This window comes from Thiorhodospira sibirica ATCC 700588 (assembly GCF_000227725.2).
GTDB lineage: Bacteria > Pseudomonadota > Gammaproteobacteria > Ectothiorhodospirales > Ectothiorhodospiraceae > Thiorhodospira > Thiorhodospira sibirica.
Genome location: NZ_MU255056.1, coordinates 450,090 through 467,207 on the forward strand (window position 1 = coordinate 450,090; position 17,118 = coordinate 467,207).

Consider the following 17,118-nt stretch of genomic DNA (forward strand, 5'->3'; position numbering starts at 1 on the left):
TGGATAGTACCATCCCCGGCGCAGATTGCTTATGCGCCATCAACCGAAGTGGAGGGCGTTACTCAGAGTCCAGGACTTTGAAGCGGAGAAACTGATGAACACATATCCTATGTACACACAGCAACGGGGCGCGGCCCTGGTGATCAGTCTGGTGATGCTGGCCACCGCGACGATGGTCGGCGTTGCCGGGATGATGGGCGCCGTCACCGAGGAACGCATTGCCGCCAATCAGCGCCAGATTACCAGCGCGTTTATGAGCGCCGAAACAGGGGTATCTAGTGGCTATGCACAACTGATTGATCCTGATAAAAAATTTGAATGGCCAAAATCTGATGATTGGGAGCCTGACCTGTGGAAATCAGACGGTACTCCTGAGAGCGCAAATGTCTTGCAAGACTGCGTCATGAAATATGGAGATCGGGAAGATCAAGACGGTGAAATGGTCCAAATTGGTTCGGACAGTATTATCTGTGCCGCCAGGCTAAAAACTCCTGAAAAACCCGAAGAGGGTTATATTATTAAGGTAAGAGGCAATCATGTGCTTACCGCAAATGGAAGCAACAGCAATGGAATCTGGAAAATCGAGCATCTGCATTTTGTCTATGCCGTAAAAAATAACGAAGGAGAGTATGTCTTTATTTTTCCCGGAACAAATGATGTGGTAACGCACCAGACAGCAAATGCTGCACAGATTGTCGTTATGCGTGTTGCTGGAACTGTTGATGGCGCTAAAAGACAGATAGAAATTATATTCAGCAGAAAAAACCAAAGCGGTTTTGGTTTCCCCCCGCCAGAAGCAGCCTATACCTGTTATGGTGCGCACTGTACAACAGCTACAGGCTCAAACAGCAATAGCGCTATTTACTATGATGGGCGTGATTGGAATTTGCCAGCATCCACTTCTTGTACAGGTGCTGGCTGCAATGGAACGCTGGGAACGGGAGGAACCACAGGCATTTATTTGATTGGCAACAATGCGGGCGATGCCATCAGCACTGGAAATCAAAGTGGTGATAGCAGGCCAGATCAAATAAGAGGTGAGCCTGATGCAAGAAAGCAAACAGATCAAGCTGTATCACAAAATGGTATCTCTGTGGATGATTGGAATGCATACATTAGCCGAGTCCTGAGCAGCACCAGCCCTCTTCCCAGAAACACTCATGTATCGGGTAGCAATAATACAATCCTGCAAACAGATTTTGGGGAGAGAGATAATCCGACTATTTTGCATATTACCGGTGCAGGGTCTGTTAGAATGTCTGGAGGTGCGCACGGTGCCGGAGTCATGATTATTGATGGCAATATTGATGTTGGGCCTGCCAACGGAACATCAACTTTTGAGGGCTTGATTATTTTGAAAAACGGGGCTCGTTTCGCCCAAGGAAATGGCACATTTAATGTTTTCGGTTCAATTATTTCTTTGGGGGGCATTGAAAATCAAACAGACGCTGATTTTGGAGGTAATTTTACTCTAAAGTACAGCAGCCAGGCACTTGGAAATATTCAAAACCTGGGTAATAGCTCAGGCTCAGGAGGAGGCAATCATTCCCCTTTGTCGATTGCATCCTGGTCAGAGTTATAAAATTAATCGTCAATACACATAAAACCGCCAGCCCCTGTGCTGGCGGTTTTTTATTCCTGCCGATACTGGCCTCGGGTGATGCGTAGAAACACCAGGCGAGCGGGTTGGCCTGCGGGGTCGTTGATTTCGCGGGTGCCGTAGGGCAAAAAGCCCAGTTCGGCAAACAGCATCATTGCCGGTTCATTGCCGCCGACGATGGCGACATGCACCTCACGCAGGCCGTGGCGGGAAAAGCTGCTGTCAAGCGCGGTGCGCACCAGTTGCGTGGCAATATCCTGGCCCCGGTGCGTGGGGGCGACCATCAGATGCTGCAACATGCCACTGCGCTCTCCTTCCAGCGCGCTGAGGCTGACAAAGCCCACGATGTGTTTATCTACGTCGGCGACATAACATAACAGGGCCTGGGCGCAGTGTTCGCTGATCCATGCGGGGCTTTGCAGGCTGGCGGGCGCATACTCTGGAAAGCTCCACCAGCGCTCGATGGGGTCGGTGAGCAATTCGGCAATGGCGGTGGCATCCTCTGCACGGGCCTCACGCACTGCCGGGGTATGATGTTTTTTGGCAAAATCCACACAGGCACCCGCACCGCCGCCCTAGACATTAAAGCGAAAATGCACCACGTCAGCCTCTTGCATCAGGTATTCCTTGCCTTCCAGACGCCAGCGACCGGCATCTTTGGCGCCTTGTTCACCACCATAACGAATATAATCATCATAGCCAATCACTTCCGCACGGATGAAGCCGCGTTCAAAGTCGGTGTGGATCACGCCAGCGGCCTTGGGGGCGGTGGCACCGTGCTGCACGGTCCAGGCGCGCACTTCTTTGACCCCGGCCGTGAAAAAGGTCTGCAACCCCAACAGGGTGTAGGCGGTGTGAATCACGCGATCCAGACCCGGTTCACTCAGCCCCAGATCGGCTAGAAATTCGGCGCGTTCAGCCTCTGGCAGGCGGGCAATTTCGCCTTCCAGTGAGGCGCACACCGGCACGACCAGCGCCTGTTCAGCCTGCGCATAAGCGCAGACGGCATCTAAAAGCGGATTGTCCTGAAAACCCCCTTCGTCCACATTGGCGACATACATCAAGGGTTTGGCGGTGATCAGTTGCAGCTCTTTGAGCCAGGGACGTTCGGCCTCGGTCAGTTCACAGACCCGCGCCGGTTTACCGTCAGCCAGTACACTGGCGACTTTTTCAGCAAGGCGCAGACGGGCCTGTTGCTGCTTGTCGCCCGATTTGGCGGCCCGGCTCAGGCGGTTGATGGCGCGTTCGACGCTTTCCAGATCGGCCAGCGCCATCCGTTATGGGATCGCCCGTGGGATTTTCTCCAACGAAGCCGGGCTGGGCTCGGCCTCCATCGTTCATGCGCAGGCCCAGAACAAGCCTTTTGCTCAGGGTTTGTGGGGCATGTGGGAGGTATTCATCGACACCCTGGTGATCTGCACCATGACGGCGCTGGTGATTCTGGTGACCGGCGTATTGCAGACTGGCCAGACCGGCGCCGAGCTGACCAGCAATGCTTTTGCGACCGGGCTTCCCGGGTTGGGCGGCTGGATTGTACTGCTCTCCATCGTGCTGTTTTCATATACCACCATGCTCACCTGGAATTTCTACGGCGAGAAAAGCTGGGAATATGCCTTCGGACGGCGGGTGATCTTGCCGTATCGGATTATGTTCATCGCCGTGCTTTATCTGGGAGCCATTGGTGGCCTGACCACCGTATGGGACATTTCCGACACCCTCAACGGCTTGATGGCCGCGCCGAATCTCATTGCCTTGTTATTGCTGGCTGGCGTACTGGTGCGTGAAAAGACCCAGTATCTGCAAGAACAGAAAGCGGCTTTGAAACGGCAGCCTAAGGATGCGGATGCTGCACAGGCAGACGATGAGCCACCGCCCAAGGAAATACATGGGGGGCGGCCCTAGGAGCGCACCGCTCCCGCTCTGCATAAAAACGTAGCGGCATCTTCCTGATGTCGCTACGCCCACCCATCCTGCACGCTATGTCAAACAAAAGCCACGTTTAAGGTTTAAAGCCCAGCAGTTGGGAGACGTTATCACCTTGGGTATTAGCTTGGGCAAGGAGGGTGATAGTGCTGTTTTGTAAAATCTCGGCACGGGTCAGCTCTGCGGTGGCCTTGGCATAGTCAGCATCCAGAATTTGCATACGGGCGGCAGAAAGATGCCGCTGGCTTTCGCTGGTGTTGTTGATCGCCTGTTCGAGCCTGTCGATGGCCTGCGTATGGCCCTCACGATACTGATCCACCGTGGTCAAGGCCTGTTCAATCCGTTCACTCGCCTGCGCGCGCCCTTCAGCCGTGCTCAAATCCACGGCACTCAAGCCAAGGCTTTGGCTATCGGCGGGGCTGGCTTGCAGATTGAAGGGGGTGGCTTTGCTGGTCAGTAGGCCATCGGCTGAGGCTGCCAAAGGTTTGACGCCAAAAATCTCCGTGTCCTGGGCCAAGCGGTCAATCTTTGCCGCCAGAGCGGCAAAATCTTCCGCTGTACCCGAGGCCACCAGCTCGCGCCCCTGCACCAGCAAGCCCTGGGTCTGGCTCAACGCGCCATCCGCCGTTTGCACCATCACCACGGCATTATTGATGCCTTGATAAAGCTGCGTTTTGGCCTGCATGCTTTGATCCACGCGCTGGCTTAGGGCCAACAGGCTGGCGTCGTCCACGGCTTTGGGCTTGGCCTGGGCGGATGCATTTTGCGCGGTTTCCTTGGCCGGTGTGCCTTGGCCGGGGGCGATCTGCTTGGCAAGATTGCGTAACAGCGCATTGGCGTCGATGGTGCTCATGATCACTCTCCTATTAGGGGTTGCAAGTCTGTCTATAGTGGGCGTGTGCGTACACCACGACACACCGCTTCACTATGGCTTAGCAATTTTTATGCACAATCCGTGCGCACAACAGACGCTGACTGCGTACATCCGCCATCATGCGAAAATTTTCCCCTTTTACATCAAAAACCTGTAAGCATTTCAATATCGCAGGATCGGTGCTTTCTGCGCTGAGATCCAAGCGTGTATGGGCGCCGAGTTCGACAAGCCATTGAGGGCGATACAGGCAATGCGCGGCCTTGGGAAACAGGGCGACATAGGCGATGCGCGATTCCACCAGATCCTGAAAAAAATGCGAACCAAAAGACAAGTCAGGCACCATGCCATTGCCCATCGCCGCGACTTCCACCAGGGCCATGACCTTGCTGATATCGGCAAAACGAATCGGCACCCCCAGCTCTGGCGTGGTGGTTCCCCAACGCCCCGGCCCGACCAACAGCGTCGGACAGCTTTCGCGGCTGCTGATGGCGCGATTGAAGCGCCCGATACAGCGCGCCAGTTCAAAGCGCTGTACCGTGCTCAGGCGACTATATTGCTGCGGATCGACGAAAATCACCCGATCCAGCGGCTGATCAATGCTCCCGCCCATGAAATCCCCCTGACTCTGGAAAAACACCTGCTGGGGCGGCAGTGTTGTGGGCACCTCCACGCACAGACTTTCTCCCAGGGTCTGCAAGGGACGGCATTGCACCAGATTGATCAACGGCTCGCCATCGGCCTGCAGGTGCAGGGTGAATTCCACATCGACGGGATAGTTATAGGTACGCTCCAGGGTTTTGAGCAGTTGTTGCAGCAAATCCACAAACGGCGTGTGCTGCAACAGCGGCGTAAAATTCAAATGCCACAGCGTCGGCTGTTGTGTCTGTGCGCGCAGGCTGGCAATGTCTTGTGCGCTGCGCTGCGGCTCTCCGCACCACGCCAAGGGCAGGTCATCCACCACCTGCTGCAAACGGCGCAGTGCTATCGATTCCAGCTGATTGCTGCGAATATTGAGCACATCGACATCATGCTGGGAAAACTGCATGGCATCACTGCGCGTGGCAAAGGGGCGTTTGTGCGGCTGATCCAGCGCCACCACACAGGCATGATCCCCCTCAATGCGATCTACCGCCCGCGTGCCCAAGCCCATTACCAGACGCACCATGCCGGCATCCGGGCGCATCGACGGCTCCCAGGCAAAGGTATTGCGCGAGATGCCCACCCCGGCGGCATCGGGCATATAATAATGCGCATGATAACGGCCGCTGACCCGCTGCAATAGCAAGGCCATGGGCTCCTCGTGATGCGCCAGTCCGCGTTGCTGGCGATACGCCAGCGCATCCTCGCTCATGGTGCTGGCAAAAACCCGCTTGATGGCCGCCTGCAGATGCGCCAGGCGCTTGTTCGGTGAGCCCTGATTGACGCAAAACAGGCTTTCATATTTCCCGGCAAAGGCATTGCCAAAGCCATCTTCCAGCAGACTGCTGGAACGCACCAGCAGCGGATATTGACCGTAATAATCCAGCATCCGCTCAAGCTCTGCCCCGATCTCGGGCGATAACTCGCCTTTCAGCATCGCCTGCTCTAAAAACTGCGCTTGGGTAAAATAGCCCGTTTCGGTTTTTTGCAGCATGAACTCGCGCCACCAGCCGTTATGCACGATATAGGCATAATACACATCCGCGCCCAGATAAAAGGAATCGTGCGGCTCCAGATAGCGCGACCAGGTTAGCCCATCGTGTTGCAGCAAAATCTTGCGCGCCAGCAACATCCCTGCCGCCTTGCCGCCGATATGGCCGGTACCGATCATCCGCGAGCGGATATCCAGCAGATCCTGCAAGGAAAAATACTGCCGGGCAATGGTTTGTAAAATCTCATCCTGCCCCAACAACACACGCAGCAAGCGATCCAGCAACACCTCTGCCCGCTCGCCTTGGGCCTGCGTTTCGATCAGTTCACCGGCTTCCCAAAACAAACGATCCCAATAATCCAGCTGGCGTTTTTGCATCTGCGTCTGACGCTGATGCAGGGTTTTTTGCAGCAAGGTCGCATCGCTGCTATTGATCACCGGCAAAAAGGTATCTTCTTTCTGGATATGCGGCAAAAACATCGTCGGTGAACTGCGCCCCCACACCTTGATCGGCTGGACATAGCACTGCGGGCCGGTGCGATGAATATCAATCAATACCTGCGTCGTCGCCCGGATACGCCCCACCGTGGCCAGCGAATGGCGCTGCGAGAAAATCGCAAAATACGCCACCGTATCCAGCTCATACAGATACGGGCAGATCACCTTGAAAAAATAACCCACCATCAGGTCGGTGGCCCACACCGACAACAAATCCGAAAGGCAATCAAACACATAAAAAGCCCCCCGGCCATAATCGGTAATCAACTGGTAAATCTGCCGGGTGAATGGCTCAAAACCGCGATAAGCATCGACATCCACGATCTTGACATGCTCGGAGGGTGCTACCAGCGGAGGATGCTGCCCAAACCGCAAATAAATGATCTGACGCTGCGCCGCCAGCGCCGACATCACAAAAGGATTGACCAATGCCTGATAATCGCTGATCTCATCAACCCGCCACACCACGTTATCGCCAATGCGCAGGCTATCTAGTACGGTATCCAGATGTTCAAGACCCGTAGAAACCTTGTCGCTATGCATAAAACAACCCCTTTCTTCAAAGAATGTAACTGGATCACCGACTGCTCATCGGCCCAGGCGCTACGCCCCCACTGGCCAAGAGAAACCCGTTGATCCATCGCCCCACAGGCATGCCCAATGATTATACCGCCACCGGCCGACACACTTTCATCTTGGCGTGCCTGCTTCTGCCAGCCCCTCCCGCAAGCCTTGCGAATCCTGTAATATCACCGGATACTATTTCAGCGGTGGTTGCCGCTGGCAGCCACCATCCCTCCCCGGCCTTGTGATGGGCGCGGGGTCTCTCGCGGAGAAATTGATGATAAGCACTGTGAATTTTACGGATCACTTTCTTATCGCTATGCCAGCACTGGCAGACCCGAATTTTTTTCATTCGGTGACGTATCTGTGTGAGCACAGTGAGCGAGGGGCTATGGGGATTGTGATCAATCGCCCCACGGAGCTGACCTTGCAGACCATTCTTAATCATATGGAGATTAGCTCCACCCTGCCCAATGAGCAGATTTCGGTGTATAGCGGTGGGCCGATTCAGCCGGATCGCGGTTTTATTCTGCATCCGACCGGGCGCATGTGGGAATCTACGCTGCGGGTGGGTAAGTCGATTTCGGTGACGACCTCGCGCGATATTCTGGAGGCCATGGCCGGTGGCGATGGGCCACGCCAATGCCTGGTGGCGCTGGGTTATGCCGGGTGGGGACCGGGCCAGCTGGAGCAGGAGATTGCCGAAAATGCCTGGCTGACCGGCCCCTCTGATCCTGACATTCTCTTTCGCACTCCCAGCGCTGATCGCTGGCAGGCGGCGGCCCGCTCCTTTGGCATTGATATCGCACTGGTTTCGGGTGTAGCCGGTCATGCCTGAGTGTACGCAGGCGGCAGTGGCCTCAGCGTCTGCCAGGCCCCGCATGATCACTTTGCTGGGTTTTGATTATGGGACGCGACGCATTGGCGTGGCGGTGGGCAATCGCTACACGCAAAGCGCCAACCCGCTGGAGGTGGTGGCTAACCGTGCCAGCGGCCCGGACTGGCAGGCGCTGGATGCCTTGGTGAAAGACTGGCAGCCGGAGGGACTGGTGATCGGCTGGGTCAGTTATGCCGATGGCCGTGAGCACCCGCTGGCGCGGGCCATTCAGCGTTTTGCTGACCAGTTGGGCCAGCGCTACGGTCTGCCGCTTTACCGGGTGAATGAATATGCCAGTTCCGCCGAGGCCAGCGCCCGCCTGGAAGCAGCTCGCCAGCACACCGGGCGCAAACGCAGCAAAACCCCGGCCCTTGATCCCTTGGCAGCCAGTCTGCTCCTTGAGCAGTGGTTTGCGGAGCATCCTTTGTGACAAATCCCCCTGTATTTGATGTCCCGGCCTTGCTGGAACAGATGAGCCGTGCCCTGGCGACACGCATCAAAAGCTACCCCACGCCACCGGCGATGGTGGGTATTCACACCGGCGGTGTCTGGGTGGCGCAGCATCTGCATCAGCGCCTGGGCCTGGACAAGCCGCTGGGTCTTTTGGATATTGCCTTTTATCGTGATGATTTCAGTCACATGGGCCTGCATCCGCAGGTGCGCCCCTCGCAGCTGCCCTTTGAGGTGGATGATCAGCATTTAATCCTGGTCGATGATGTGCTCTACAGCGGTCGCACCATTCGCGCCGCGCTCAATGAGCTGTTCGATTATGGTCGTCCGGCCTCGGTGACGCTGGCCGTGCTGGTGGCGCGGGATGGGCGCGAGTTGCCCATTGAGGCGCAGGTGGTCGGAACGCAGATACAGCTGCTGGATTCCCAGCATATCAAGCTGCGCGGACCTGCGCCCTTACGTCTTGAGCTCCTTTCTACCAACCTGGCCGCCGATTAAATGGATATTGCCACGCCTATTCCCGCCTTCGGGCCACTGGCCCCGGATTTACAACTTGATGCACAGGGCCGCCTGCGCCATCTGCTGACCATTGAAGGGCTGTCGCGGGCACTGCTGATGGAGCTGCTCGACACCGCTGCCTCCTTTGCCGGGGTTAATGAAAAAGCGGTCAAGAAGGTGCCCTTGCTGCGCGGGAAGACCGTGCTCAATCTCTTTTTTGAGGCCAGCACCCGCACCCGAACCACCTTTGAGCTGGCCGCCAAGCGCCTGTCGGCGGATGTGCTCAATATCAATATCGGCACCTCCTCGGCGGTCAAGGGGGAAAGCCTGCTGGATACCTTGCGCAATCTGGAGGCGATGCAGGTGGATATGTTCGTGGTGCGCCATGCCGAAAGTGGTGCGGCGCATTTTATCGCCCGCCATGTCGCCCCGCATGTCAGCGTACTCAATGCCGGTGACGGGCGCCACGCCCACCCCACTCAGGCCCTGCTGGATGTGTTTACCATCCGCCGCCACAAGCCGGATTTTTCTTCGCTGTGTGTGGCCATTGTCGGTGATATTCTCCATTCCCGCGTGGCCCGTTCGCAGATTCATGCACTCAATATTCTCGGCACCGGTGAGGTGCGCGTGGTGGCACCGCGTTCCCTGCTGCCGGCCTCAGTGGAATGTCTGGGAGTGCGGGTGTTTGAGGATATTCGCCAGGGGCTTAAGGATGCCGACGTTATTATCACCCTGCGCCTGCAGCGCGAGCGCATGGACAGCGGCCTGCTCCCCTCCGAACAGGAGTTTTATCAACACTGGGGACTCAGCGCAGAACGTCTGGCGTTGGCCAAACCGGATTGCATGGTGATGCACCCCGGCCCGGTCAATCGCGGCGTAGAGATTGACTCGTGCGTAGCTGATGGGCCGCAGTCGGTGATTCTTGAGCAGGTGACGAACGGAATTGCCGTGCGCATGGCGGTGATGTCATTGATCATGGGCAGTATGGCAGGAGGTGAGGCGTGAAAACCTTGATCAGCAACGCACACCTGTTTGATCCCGCCCAGGGGCTGGATCGTCCCGGCGCTGTAGCGATTATGGATGATACCCTCGTGGCGGTTGGAGAGGTGCCCGCCGATTTTCACGCGGAGCGCCATCTGGATGCCCAGGGGGCGCTGCTGCTGCCGGGGCTGATTGATCTTTGCGCCCGTCTGCGCGAACCCGGTCAGGAATACAAGGCCACGCTGGTCTCGGAAACCCGCGCGGCGGCGGCCAGCGGCATCACCACGGTGGTATGTCCGCCAGACACCGATCCGGCGGTTGACTCGCCCGCACACATCGAGCTGATTACCCGCCGCGCACAGTATGGCAGTGGGGTGCGGGTCAAGGTACTGGGGGCCTTAACCGCCGGGCTTGACGGGCGCCAACTGGCTGAAATGGCGGCGCTTAAACAGGCCGGGGCCTTGGGCGTCAGTCAGGCGCTGCGCCCCATCAGCAGCCCGGTGCTGTTGCGCCGTGCGATGGAATATGCCGCCAGCCATGACCTGACCGTCTTTTTGCATCCCCTGGATGCCTCGCTGGCGGGCAGTGGCTGTGTTCATGAAGGCCCGGTGGGCACGCGCATGGGCCTGCCCGGTATCCCGCAAGCCGCCGAAACCGCCGCACTAGGGGTGATTCTCGCCCTGGCAGAGCAAACCGGCGCACGGGTGCATCTATGCCGCCTGTCCACCGCCCGGGCAACCGCCATGATTGCCCGTGCCAAGGATGATGGCCTGCGCATCACGGCGGATGTCTGCGCTCATCAACTGTTCCTGACACAACACGATGTCGCTGACTTTAACAGCCTATGCCATGTCATCCCGCCGCTGCGCACCGAACAGGACCGTGAAGGGCTGCGGCGCGCCCTGGCAGAAGGCGTCATTGATGCCATTTGCTCCGATCATCAACCACATGAGGCCGATGCCAAACTGGCCCCCTTCCCCTCGACCCAGCCGGGCATCTCCGCACTGGAAACGCTGCTGCCCTTGAGCCTGAAGCTGGTCAGTGAAGGCGTTTTGTCGCTGGCCGAGGTCATCACGCGCCTCACCCGCGCCCCGGCAAATATTCTGAGACTACCGCTTGGACAGCTACAGGTCGGCCAGGCCGCTGATCTGTGTCTGCTCAATCCCCATACCGCCTATTGCCCGCAGCCGGAAAACTGGCACAGCCAGGGGCTGAACACCCCCTTTTTCGGTCAGCGTTTTGCCGGGGTGGTTACGTACACCATGGTCGCCGGGCAACTGATTCATTCCATTGACGCAAGGCCGATTTAGCCATGAGCTCCACTGCGCATCGCGATACCCTGTTTGTTGAACAGGCCCCGATCATCCACAACCACCGCTGCCCCGGCGGCCAATATCTCCTGCGCCTCAAGGCCCCGATCTGCGCGCAAAAAGCCCAGCCAGGACAGTTTATCCACCTGCAATGTGACCCGCATCTGCCCTTGCGCCGCCCCTTGTCGATTTTATCCACCGACGCGGATGCGGGCGTTGTGGATCTGCTCTACCTTCCTGTTGGCCAGGGCACCCAGACATTAACGACCCGCAAGGCGGGCGAAATCCTTGATCTCATTGGCCCCATCGGCCAGCCCTTTAGCCTGCCTGCGCACGCATCCCGCCCGCTGCTTTTGGGCGGTGGCGTAGGGATTCCGCCGGTGCTATTTCTGGCGGCGCGTTTAGCGGCGAATGCACACCATCAGCCGCTGGCCTTTCTAGGCTCTGAACTGCCCTTTCCCTTCGACACCCGCAAGGCGGCGCTGGACATTCCAGGGCTGCCCACCGAGGCCAGCGACACCCTGAGCTGTTGTGAAGACTGGGGCATTCCCACCCGCCTGAGCTCACGCGCTGGCCTGCCCGGCTGCTTTAATGGCTTTGTCACCGAACTTGCCGACCACTGGCTCAAACAGCTCGCCCCCGCCGAACGCGCCAAGGTGACTATCTATGCCTGCGGCCCACACCCCATGCTCGCCGCCTGCGCCGCACTGGCCAAAGCCTACCAGCTACCCTGCCAGGTCTCCTTGGAAGAACACATGGCCTGCGGCGTCGGCGGCTGCGCGGGCTGTGTCGTAGAAACCCAGCAAGACGGACAACCACGGATGCAACGCGTCTGCGTCGATGGCCCGGTCTTCGACGCCTATCAGGTGTTTTAGAGACTGTCGTCACACGATTCGCGGCCAGATAGCCACACAGCGTATTGAGCCGCCGCCAGGAATGAAGCGGCGTTCTGGGCATAGTGACTGGCAATCCCTCGCCAGCCTTTGAGGTGCAAAAAAGCGTTCTCGACCTGATACCGGTGACGGTAGGTAGAGCTTGACATTATGGCGTTAGCTGTTTTCGCGAGGGCCTAATAACACGACTGCATGGGCGGCGATGCCTTCCTCGCGCCCGGTGAAGCCGAGTTTTTCGCTGGTGGTGGCTTTGACGTTGACCTGGGTTATGGCGATGCCCAGATCAGCGGCGAGATTGGCCTGCATGGCCGCGATATGCGGGGCCATTTTGGGGGCCTGGGCAATGATAGTGCTGTCTACGTTGAGCACTTGCAGCCCGCGACTGTTGAGCATTTGCATGACCCGGCGTAACAGCTCACGGCTGTCAGCACCTTTGTAAGTGGGGTCAGTATCGGGAAAGTGGCGCCCGATATCCCCCAGTCCACAGGCGCCGAGCAGGGCATCACAGAGAGCATGGATCAGCACATCGCCATCAGAATGCGCCGTGAAGGCCTGGTGATAAGGGATTTTCACCCCGCCGAGAATGACATGATCGCCTGCACAGAAGGCGTGTACATCAAAGCCGTGACCGATGCGCATTATGCGTTCTCCAGTGATTGCATGGCGGCGATTTTGAGCTGCCAGGTTTTGGGGCCGGTTTCATGCACTGATTCGCCCCGGCTGTCCACGGCGACGGTGACCGGCATATCCTGTACCTCAAATTCGTAAATCGCTTCCATGCCCAGATCTTCAAAGGCCACCACGCGGGCGGATTTGATCGCCTTGGACACCAGATAGGCCGCACCGCCGACCGCCATCAGATACACCGCGCCATGGTGCTTGATCGCCTCAATCGCCACCGGGCCACGCTCGGCTTTACCGACCATGCCCAGAAGGCCGGTCTGGGCGAGCATCTGCGGGGTGAATTTATCCATGCGGGTTGCGGTGGTCGGGCCGGCCGGACCCACCACTTCATCACGCACCGGGTCCACCGGGCCGACATAATAGATAAAGCGGTTATGCAGATCGACGGGCAAAGGTTGGCCCTGATCCAGCAGCGCTTTGAGGCGCTGATGGGCGGCATCACGTCCGGTGAGCAGACGGCCACTGAGCAAGAGTTCATCACCGGGTCGCCAGTGCGCAATCTCTGCAGATGTCAGCTGATCCAGATTGACCTGACGCCCGTGGCTGGTGTCATAGGGAATCTGCGGGAATGAGGCCAGCGAGGGCGGGGTTAGCTTTGCCGGACCGCTGCCATCAAGATGGAAATGCACATGACGGGTGGCCGCGCAATTGGGTACCATCGCCACCGGCAAGGAGGCGGCATGGGTGGGATAATCCATGATCTTGACATCCAGCACCGTGGTCAAGCCGCCCAGCCCTTGCGCGCCAATGCCCAAAGCGTTAACTTTTTCATAAAGCTCAAGGCGCAGCTTTTCGGCGGTGGTTTGTGGGCCGCGCGCGCGCAGTTTATGAATATCAATCGGTGCCATCAAGGATTCTTTGGCCATCAGCACCGCCTTTTCCGGAGTGCCGCCGATGCCGATGCCCAGAATCCCCGGCGGACACCAGCCTGCGCCCATGGTCGGCACGGTTTTGAGCACCCAGTCCACGATGGAATCAGAGGGATTGAGCATGGCCAGCTTGGTTTTGTTTTCCGAGCCACCGCCTTTAGCCGCACAGATAACCTCGACCTGATCGCCGGGCACCATCTCCACATGCACCACCGCCGGGGTATTGTCTTGTGAGTTTGTGCGGGCACCTGCGGGGTCGTGTAATACCGAGGCACGCAGGCGATTGTCCGGGTGGTTATAGGCGCGGCGCACCCCTTCATCGACCATGGCCTGCAGGCTCATGGCGCTATCCCAGCGGACCTGCATACCGATTTTAAGAAATACCACCGCAATCCCGGTATCCTGACAGATGGGGCGTTTGCCCTCGGCACACAGACGCGAATTAACCAGAATCTGCGCCATCGCATCCTTGGCCGCCGGGTTTTGCTCTAGCTGATAGGCCGCATACAGCGCCTCGATAAAGTCCAAGGGATGGTAATAACTGATAAACTGAAAAGCATCGGCGATGCTGTCAATAAAATCGCCTTCACGAATTACACACATAACCACCGGGTTCCTCATTTTAGGTCTCAGGGCGCATCAATACACAAGCTTTGGCGTGAACGCAAGCCGCCCGATGCCAAGCCCGCAGATACACAGTTAAGGATTTATGGTAGCACCTTTGTCAAGCAACACTGCACTGGCTGTCAAACAGCTCAGCAAAATCTATCCGCTGTACGCCAAACCCACGGATCGTTTGCTGGAGCTTTTGCTGCACCGGCGTCGCCATACGCCATTTGTTGCCCTGGATCAGCTCAGCTTTAGCCTTGCCAAAGGGCGCACCCTGGGCATTGTCGGGGAAAACGGCTCAGGCAAAAGTACCTTGCTGCAGCTGATTGCCGGCACCCTGACGCCCTCATCGGGCCAGATTCACCGTCAGGGTAAGGTCTTGGCGCTGCTGGAGCTGGGTATTGGCTTTCATCCGGATTTCACCGGGCGGCAGAATCTGTTTTTTTATGCCGATATTCTGGGCCTGTCACGCCAATACCTGCAATCCAAACTTACCGAGATCATTGAGTTTTCCGAGCTTGGGGTGTTTATTGAGCGCCCCTTAAAAACCTATTCCACCGGCATGAAAATGCGCCTGGCTTTTGCGCTGGTGGCTTCGCTGGAGCCAGATATTCTCATTATTGATGAGGCCCTGGCGGTCGGTGATGTGCATTTTCAGAAAAAGTGCATTGATCGCATGATGGACATCCGTGCTGGCGGCTGTACCATTTTGTTTTGCTCTCACAGCAGCTATCAGGTCAGCATGTTTTGTGATGAGGTGATCTGGCTCAAAGCCGGCCGGATGCAGATGCACGACACCCCCGCCCGCGTATTGCCACATTATGAGGCCTATCAGCTCAGCAAGGATTGCCCACCCGCCGAACTACAGGCCGGTCACGGCGGCACGCCTGCGCTTATCACGGCGCTGGAGATCTTAAGCCCGCTGCCGCTACAGCCGCATGGTGATCTGAGCATACGCATCGTGGTGGAATGTCCGCGCCCGGATACGCCCTATCATGTGAGCCTGTCGCTAAAGCTTGAAGACGGTCGCGGGGTGTATGTTACGGCAACACACCTGCAAGGCATGGCCCCGCTCCAGGGCTTACACCGCGAGATTTATATCCACTTTCCGGCGCTGCCCCTGCTGGCGGGCATCTATATCCTGCATGCCCGCGCCTTTGATGATCAAGGTCTGTTGGTCTATCACGAAAAACTGATCACGGACCTGGAGATTCTCAAAACCAGCGAAGAGCGGGGGTTTCTCAAGCTGGCGCATCAGTGGCAGATTGCTTGATCTGGCGGTGTTACGGTGCCATCGCATGCTGTCGTATATCTCACAAAACGGCGGTGGATGTTGTTTTTATCACAGGTCGCTGGCGGCGGGTGCTGTTCGGGAGGTGTTGCGGTGGCGCTGCATGGGCGTGACTGTGGATAAGGTATGCTTATTGCTAAGCCTGCTTGCTTATTTTTATATTTATAACATTTGAGGAGCACGGCGCCATGGCAAAAGTTACCTTTAGAAGTCCCTTACACAAAGACCGCACGATAGAGGCGGTGGCAGGCAGCCATAAACAGACCATTTTGCAACTGGCCAAGGAGAATCATATCCCCATTGATTTTGGTTGCCAGAATGGTGAATGCGGCACCTGTCTGGTCAAAGTCACCTCGATGGATCAGTCCAAGCCGATGGGCGGGCCGTTAAATCCCAGCGAGACGCAGGTGCTCAAAGAAATGGGCAAGATTACTCAGGAAGAAATTGATCAGATGCTGATTGATGATCTGCCGCCTTCTCCCTGGCGTCTGGCCTGTCAGATGATTTTGCGCGATGAAGAGGTGTTGATCGAATACCCCAGTCGTTAAGCCTGACCGCTCCCCTCGTGTTCAAGGAGGGGAGTCGTTTTTACCCATCAGCTTGCGTATACAACAAACACCTGTTCCTAAAAACCTAAACAAAGTTGCTTATGCGATTTTTAGGCACTTCGCTCTCCGTTGATAACACCCTTGCGGGCGAGCAACTGGAGTCCGGGTTGAGCAGTCCCAACCGAATGGCCGGTCAACACCGGCAACATGGGCGGTTTCAGCCGTCGAAACCCAGCTTGCGCCATAAAAGTGACCTCGGCGTTCATCCTGAACAGAGAACAACTTTGCGATTCGACTTCGACCCCGACCATAGAACGCGAAACCTTCGCGCTTGTAGATAACCTATCTACAAGCGAAAATTCTGATAAACAATGAAGAAAAAATCAAGAACTGTTTTTTGCTCTGCGGCGCGGTTTTACTGCGCTGATCGAGTTTCGCTAACAAACGTTAGCGCGCACCCTCAAGTGAGGATGGGCCGATCCGCCAAAGCCAGATGAACAAACATCTGGCGCTAAGTTCTTGAGTACGCTTTAGGTTTTACATCTGAGACTTGCCCAGATAACCGCAAACCTAAACTTATTAAAGAACGAGAACAGCCCTTGGTTCTCGGGCTAAGGCCATGGTAGGGTATGCTAAAGCGTATGTAAACCCTATTTCTAACTGTGTGTTAGCCCAAAGCAGTAATGTCCCCTTCGTCCAATTCTAAAATGTCCCCTTTATATTTAAGCGGGAGGGGCACGCATGACGAAGGAGCACATTACGATGAGTCACAAAGAAATTGACCGACTAGAGATGATTCAGGCGGTGGCGAACAAGCATCTGCGGCAGGCCGAGGCGGCCCAGCGCCTGGGGTTGAGCGTGCGCCAGGTCAAGCGCCTGGTTCGCCGCTATCGTGAGCATGGGGCGACAGGGCTACGCAGTGGCCACCGTGGCCGACGTCCCAATAACGCCATTGCCGAGACAGTACGCCAGGAGGTGCTCGCCTTGGTCAAGACGCACTACACCGACTTTGGCCCCAC

The 17,118-nt window shown here is 57.0% G+C and carries 16 protein-coding genes and 2 pseudogenes; 11 read left to right on the plus strand and 7 right to left on the minus strand.

Features of this window, described 5'->3' with window-relative positions:
- The first annotated feature begins 94 nt into the window (after positions 1–94).
- On the plus strand, positions 95–1,582 hold the full coding sequence (locus THISIDRAFT_RS02230; protein ID WP_006788137.1) for a pilus assembly PilX family protein: 1,488 nt from the start codon (positions 95–97) through the stop codon (positions 1,580–1,582).
- A 50-nt stretch (positions 1,583–1,632) separates the two neighbouring features.
- On the opposite strand, the gene THISIDRAFT_RS02235 is transcribed toward THISIDRAFT_RS02230, so the two are convergent.
- Together THISIDRAFT_RS02235 and THISIDRAFT_RS02240 are read right to left on the minus strand one after the other, a co-directional pair.
- On the minus strand, positions 1,633–2,154 hold the full coding sequence (locus tag THISIDRAFT_RS02235) for a GNAT family N-acetyltransferase (protein ID WP_006788138.1): 522 nt from the start codon (positions 2,152–2,154) through the stop codon (positions 1,633–1,635).
- Positions 2,155–2,175: 21 nt separating this feature from the next.
- Positions 2,176–2,874, minus strand: a pseudogene (locus THISIDRAFT_RS02240) (redox-regulated ATPase YchF); the annotation flags it as partial.
- Between THISIDRAFT_RS02240 and THISIDRAFT_RS02245 the strand changes: the two are divergent.
- Positions 2,837–3,502, plus strand: coding sequence for an alanine:cation symporter family protein (locus tag THISIDRAFT_RS02245; protein WP_083824645.1), 666 nt, complete (start codon positions 2,837–2,839; stop codon positions 3,500–3,502). The pseudogene THISIDRAFT_RS02240 and the gene THISIDRAFT_RS02245 overlap by 38 nt on opposite strands.
- Positions 3,503–3,599: 97 nt before the next feature.
- Here the strand turns inward: THISIDRAFT_RS02245 and THISIDRAFT_RS02250 are convergent, their stop codons facing one another.
- Together THISIDRAFT_RS02250 and THISIDRAFT_RS02255 are read right to left on the minus strand one after the other, a co-directional pair.
- Complete coding sequence (locus tag THISIDRAFT_RS02250) at positions 3,600–4,376, minus strand: flagellin (protein ID WP_006788141.1); 777 nt, start codon at positions 4,374–4,376, stop codon at positions 3,600–3,602.
- A gap of 79 nt (positions 4,377–4,455) precedes the next feature.
- Positions 4,456–7,068, minus strand: coding sequence for a PEP/pyruvate-binding domain-containing protein (locus THISIDRAFT_RS02255; protein WP_006788142.1), 2,613 nt, complete (start codon positions 7,066–7,068; stop codon positions 4,456–4,458).
- A 298-nt stretch (positions 7,069–7,366) separates the two neighbouring features.
- Between THISIDRAFT_RS02255 and THISIDRAFT_RS02260 the strand changes: the two genes are divergently transcribed.
- The 6 genes from THISIDRAFT_RS02260 to THISIDRAFT_RS02285 are packed head-to-tail and all read left to right on the plus strand — an operon-like array spanning position 7,367 to position 12,080.
- The gene (locus tag THISIDRAFT_RS02260) at positions 7,367–7,927 is read left to right on the plus strand and encodes a YqgE/AlgH family protein (RefSeq protein ID WP_006788143.1); all 561 of its coding nucleotides are present in this window, start codon (positions 7,367–7,369) and stop codon (positions 7,925–7,927) included.
- On the plus strand, positions 7,920–8,396 hold the full coding sequence (gene ruvX, locus THISIDRAFT_RS02265) for a Holliday junction resolvase RuvX (RefSeq protein WP_050984925.1): 477 nt from the start codon (positions 7,920–7,922) through the stop codon (positions 8,394–8,396). The genes THISIDRAFT_RS02260 and ruvX overlap by 8 nt, the downstream gene beginning before the upstream one ends.
- Complete coding sequence (pyrR, locus tag THISIDRAFT_RS02270; RefSeq protein ID WP_006788145.1) at positions 8,393–8,914, plus strand: bifunctional pyr operon transcriptional regulator/uracil phosphoribosyltransferase PyrR; 522 nt, start codon at positions 8,393–8,395, stop codon at positions 8,912–8,914. The genes ruvX and pyrR overlap by 4 nt, the downstream gene beginning before the upstream one ends.
- Entirely contained in the window at positions 8,915–9,919 is a 1,005-nt protein-coding gene (locus tag THISIDRAFT_RS02275; RefSeq protein ID WP_006788146.1) for an aspartate carbamoyltransferase catalytic subunit, read from the plus strand.
- Positions 9,916–11,205 (plus strand): dihydroorotase, encoded by a 1,290-nt coding sequence (locus tag THISIDRAFT_RS02280; protein ID WP_006788147.1) that lies wholly within the window; start codon positions 9,916–9,918, stop codon positions 11,203–11,205. The genes THISIDRAFT_RS02275 and THISIDRAFT_RS02280 overlap by 4 nt, the downstream gene beginning before the upstream one ends.
- Positions 11,206–11,207: 2 nt before the next feature.
- Positions 11,208–12,080: a dihydroorotate dehydrogenase electron transfer subunit gene (locus THISIDRAFT_RS02285; protein ID WP_006788148.1), complete on the plus strand. Its 873-nt coding sequence runs from the start codon at positions 11,208–11,210 to the stop codon at positions 12,078–12,080.
- 9 nt (positions 12,081–12,089) lie between these two features.
- On the opposite strand, the pseudogene THISIDRAFT_RS02290 reads toward THISIDRAFT_RS02285, so the two are convergent.
- From THISIDRAFT_RS02290 to THISIDRAFT_RS02300, 3 genes and pseudogenes are all read right to left on the minus strand, one after another.
- Positions 12,090–12,232 (minus strand): annotated as a pseudogene (locus tag THISIDRAFT_RS02290) (IS5/IS1182 family transposase); the annotation flags it as partial.
- A 22-nt stretch (positions 12,233–12,254) separates the two neighbouring features.
- Positions 12,255–12,737, minus strand: coding sequence for a 2-C-methyl-D-erythritol 2,4-cyclodiphosphate synthase (gene ispF, locus THISIDRAFT_RS02295; protein ID WP_006788149.1), 483 nt, complete (start codon positions 12,735–12,737; stop codon positions 12,255–12,257).
- The gene (locus THISIDRAFT_RS02300; protein ID WP_006788150.1) at positions 12,737–14,254 is read right to left on the minus strand and encodes a fumarate hydratase; all 1,518 of its coding nucleotides are present in this window, start codon (positions 14,252–14,254) and stop codon (positions 12,737–12,739) included. The genes ispF and THISIDRAFT_RS02300 overlap by 1 nt, the downstream gene beginning before the upstream one ends.
- A gap of 118 nt (positions 14,255–14,372) precedes the next feature.
- Between THISIDRAFT_RS02300 and THISIDRAFT_RS02305 the strand changes: the two genes are divergently transcribed.
- The 3 genes from THISIDRAFT_RS02305 to THISIDRAFT_RS02315 all read left to right on the plus strand — a co-directional run.
- On the plus strand, positions 14,373–15,533 hold the full coding sequence (locus THISIDRAFT_RS02305) for an ABC transporter ATP-binding protein (protein WP_159098531.1): 1,161 nt from the start codon (positions 14,373–14,375) through the stop codon (positions 15,531–15,533).
- A 206-nt stretch (positions 15,534–15,739) separates the two neighbouring features.
- Positions 15,740–16,099: a 2Fe-2S iron-sulfur cluster-binding protein gene (locus THISIDRAFT_RS02310; protein ID WP_006788152.1), complete on the plus strand. Its 360-nt coding sequence runs from the start codon at positions 15,740–15,742 to the stop codon at positions 16,097–16,099.
- Positions 16,100–16,861: 762 nt separating this feature from the next.
- On the plus strand, positions 16,862–17,118 hold a 257-nt coding region (locus THISIDRAFT_RS02315), incomplete at its 3' end, for a helix-turn-helix domain-containing protein (protein ID WP_418896120.1).

Excerpts from the sequence above, each read along its gene's own strand:
- THISIDRAFT_RS02230 (WP_006788137.1), top strand. The coding sequence starts at position 95 with ATGAACACATATCCTATGTACACACAGCAACGGGGCGCGGCCCTGGTG.
- THISIDRAFT_RS02245 (WP_083824645.1), top strand. The coding sequence starts at position 2,837 with ATGGCGCGTTCGACGCTTTCCAGATCGGCCAGCGCCATCCGTTATGGG.
- THISIDRAFT_RS02250 (WP_006788141.1), bottom strand. The coding sequence starts at position 4,376 with ATGAGCACCATCGACGCCAATGCGCTGTTACGCAATCTTGCCAAGCAG.
- THISIDRAFT_RS02255 (WP_006788142.1), bottom strand. The coding sequence starts at position 7,068 with ATGCATAGCGACAAGGTTTCTACGGGTCTTGAACATCTGGATACCGTA.
- THISIDRAFT_RS02260 (WP_006788143.1), top strand. The coding sequence starts at position 7,367 with ATGATAAGCACTGTGAATTTTACGGATCACTTTCTTATCGCTATGCCA.
- ruvX (WP_050984925.1), top strand. The coding sequence starts at position 7,920 with ATGCCTGAGTGTACGCAGGCGGCAGTGGCCTCAGCGTCTGCCAGGCCC.
- THISIDRAFT_RS02275 (WP_006788146.1), top strand. The coding sequence starts at position 8,915 with ATGGATATTGCCACGCCTATTCCCGCCTTCGGGCCACTGGCCCCGGAT.
- THISIDRAFT_RS02285 (WP_006788148.1), top strand. The coding sequence starts at position 11,208 with ATGAGCTCCACTGCGCATCGCGATACCCTGTTTGTTGAACAGGCCCCG.
- ispF (WP_006788149.1), bottom strand. The coding sequence starts at position 12,737 with ATGCGCATCGGTCACGGCTTTGATGTACACGCCTTCTGTGCAGGCGAT.
- THISIDRAFT_RS02300 (WP_006788150.1), bottom strand. The coding sequence starts at position 14,254 with ATGTGTGTAATTCGTGAAGGCGATTTTATTGACAGCATCGCCGATGCT.
- THISIDRAFT_RS02310 (WP_006788152.1), top strand. The coding sequence starts at position 15,740 with ATGGCAAAAGTTACCTTTAGAAGTCCCTTACACAAAGACCGCACGATA.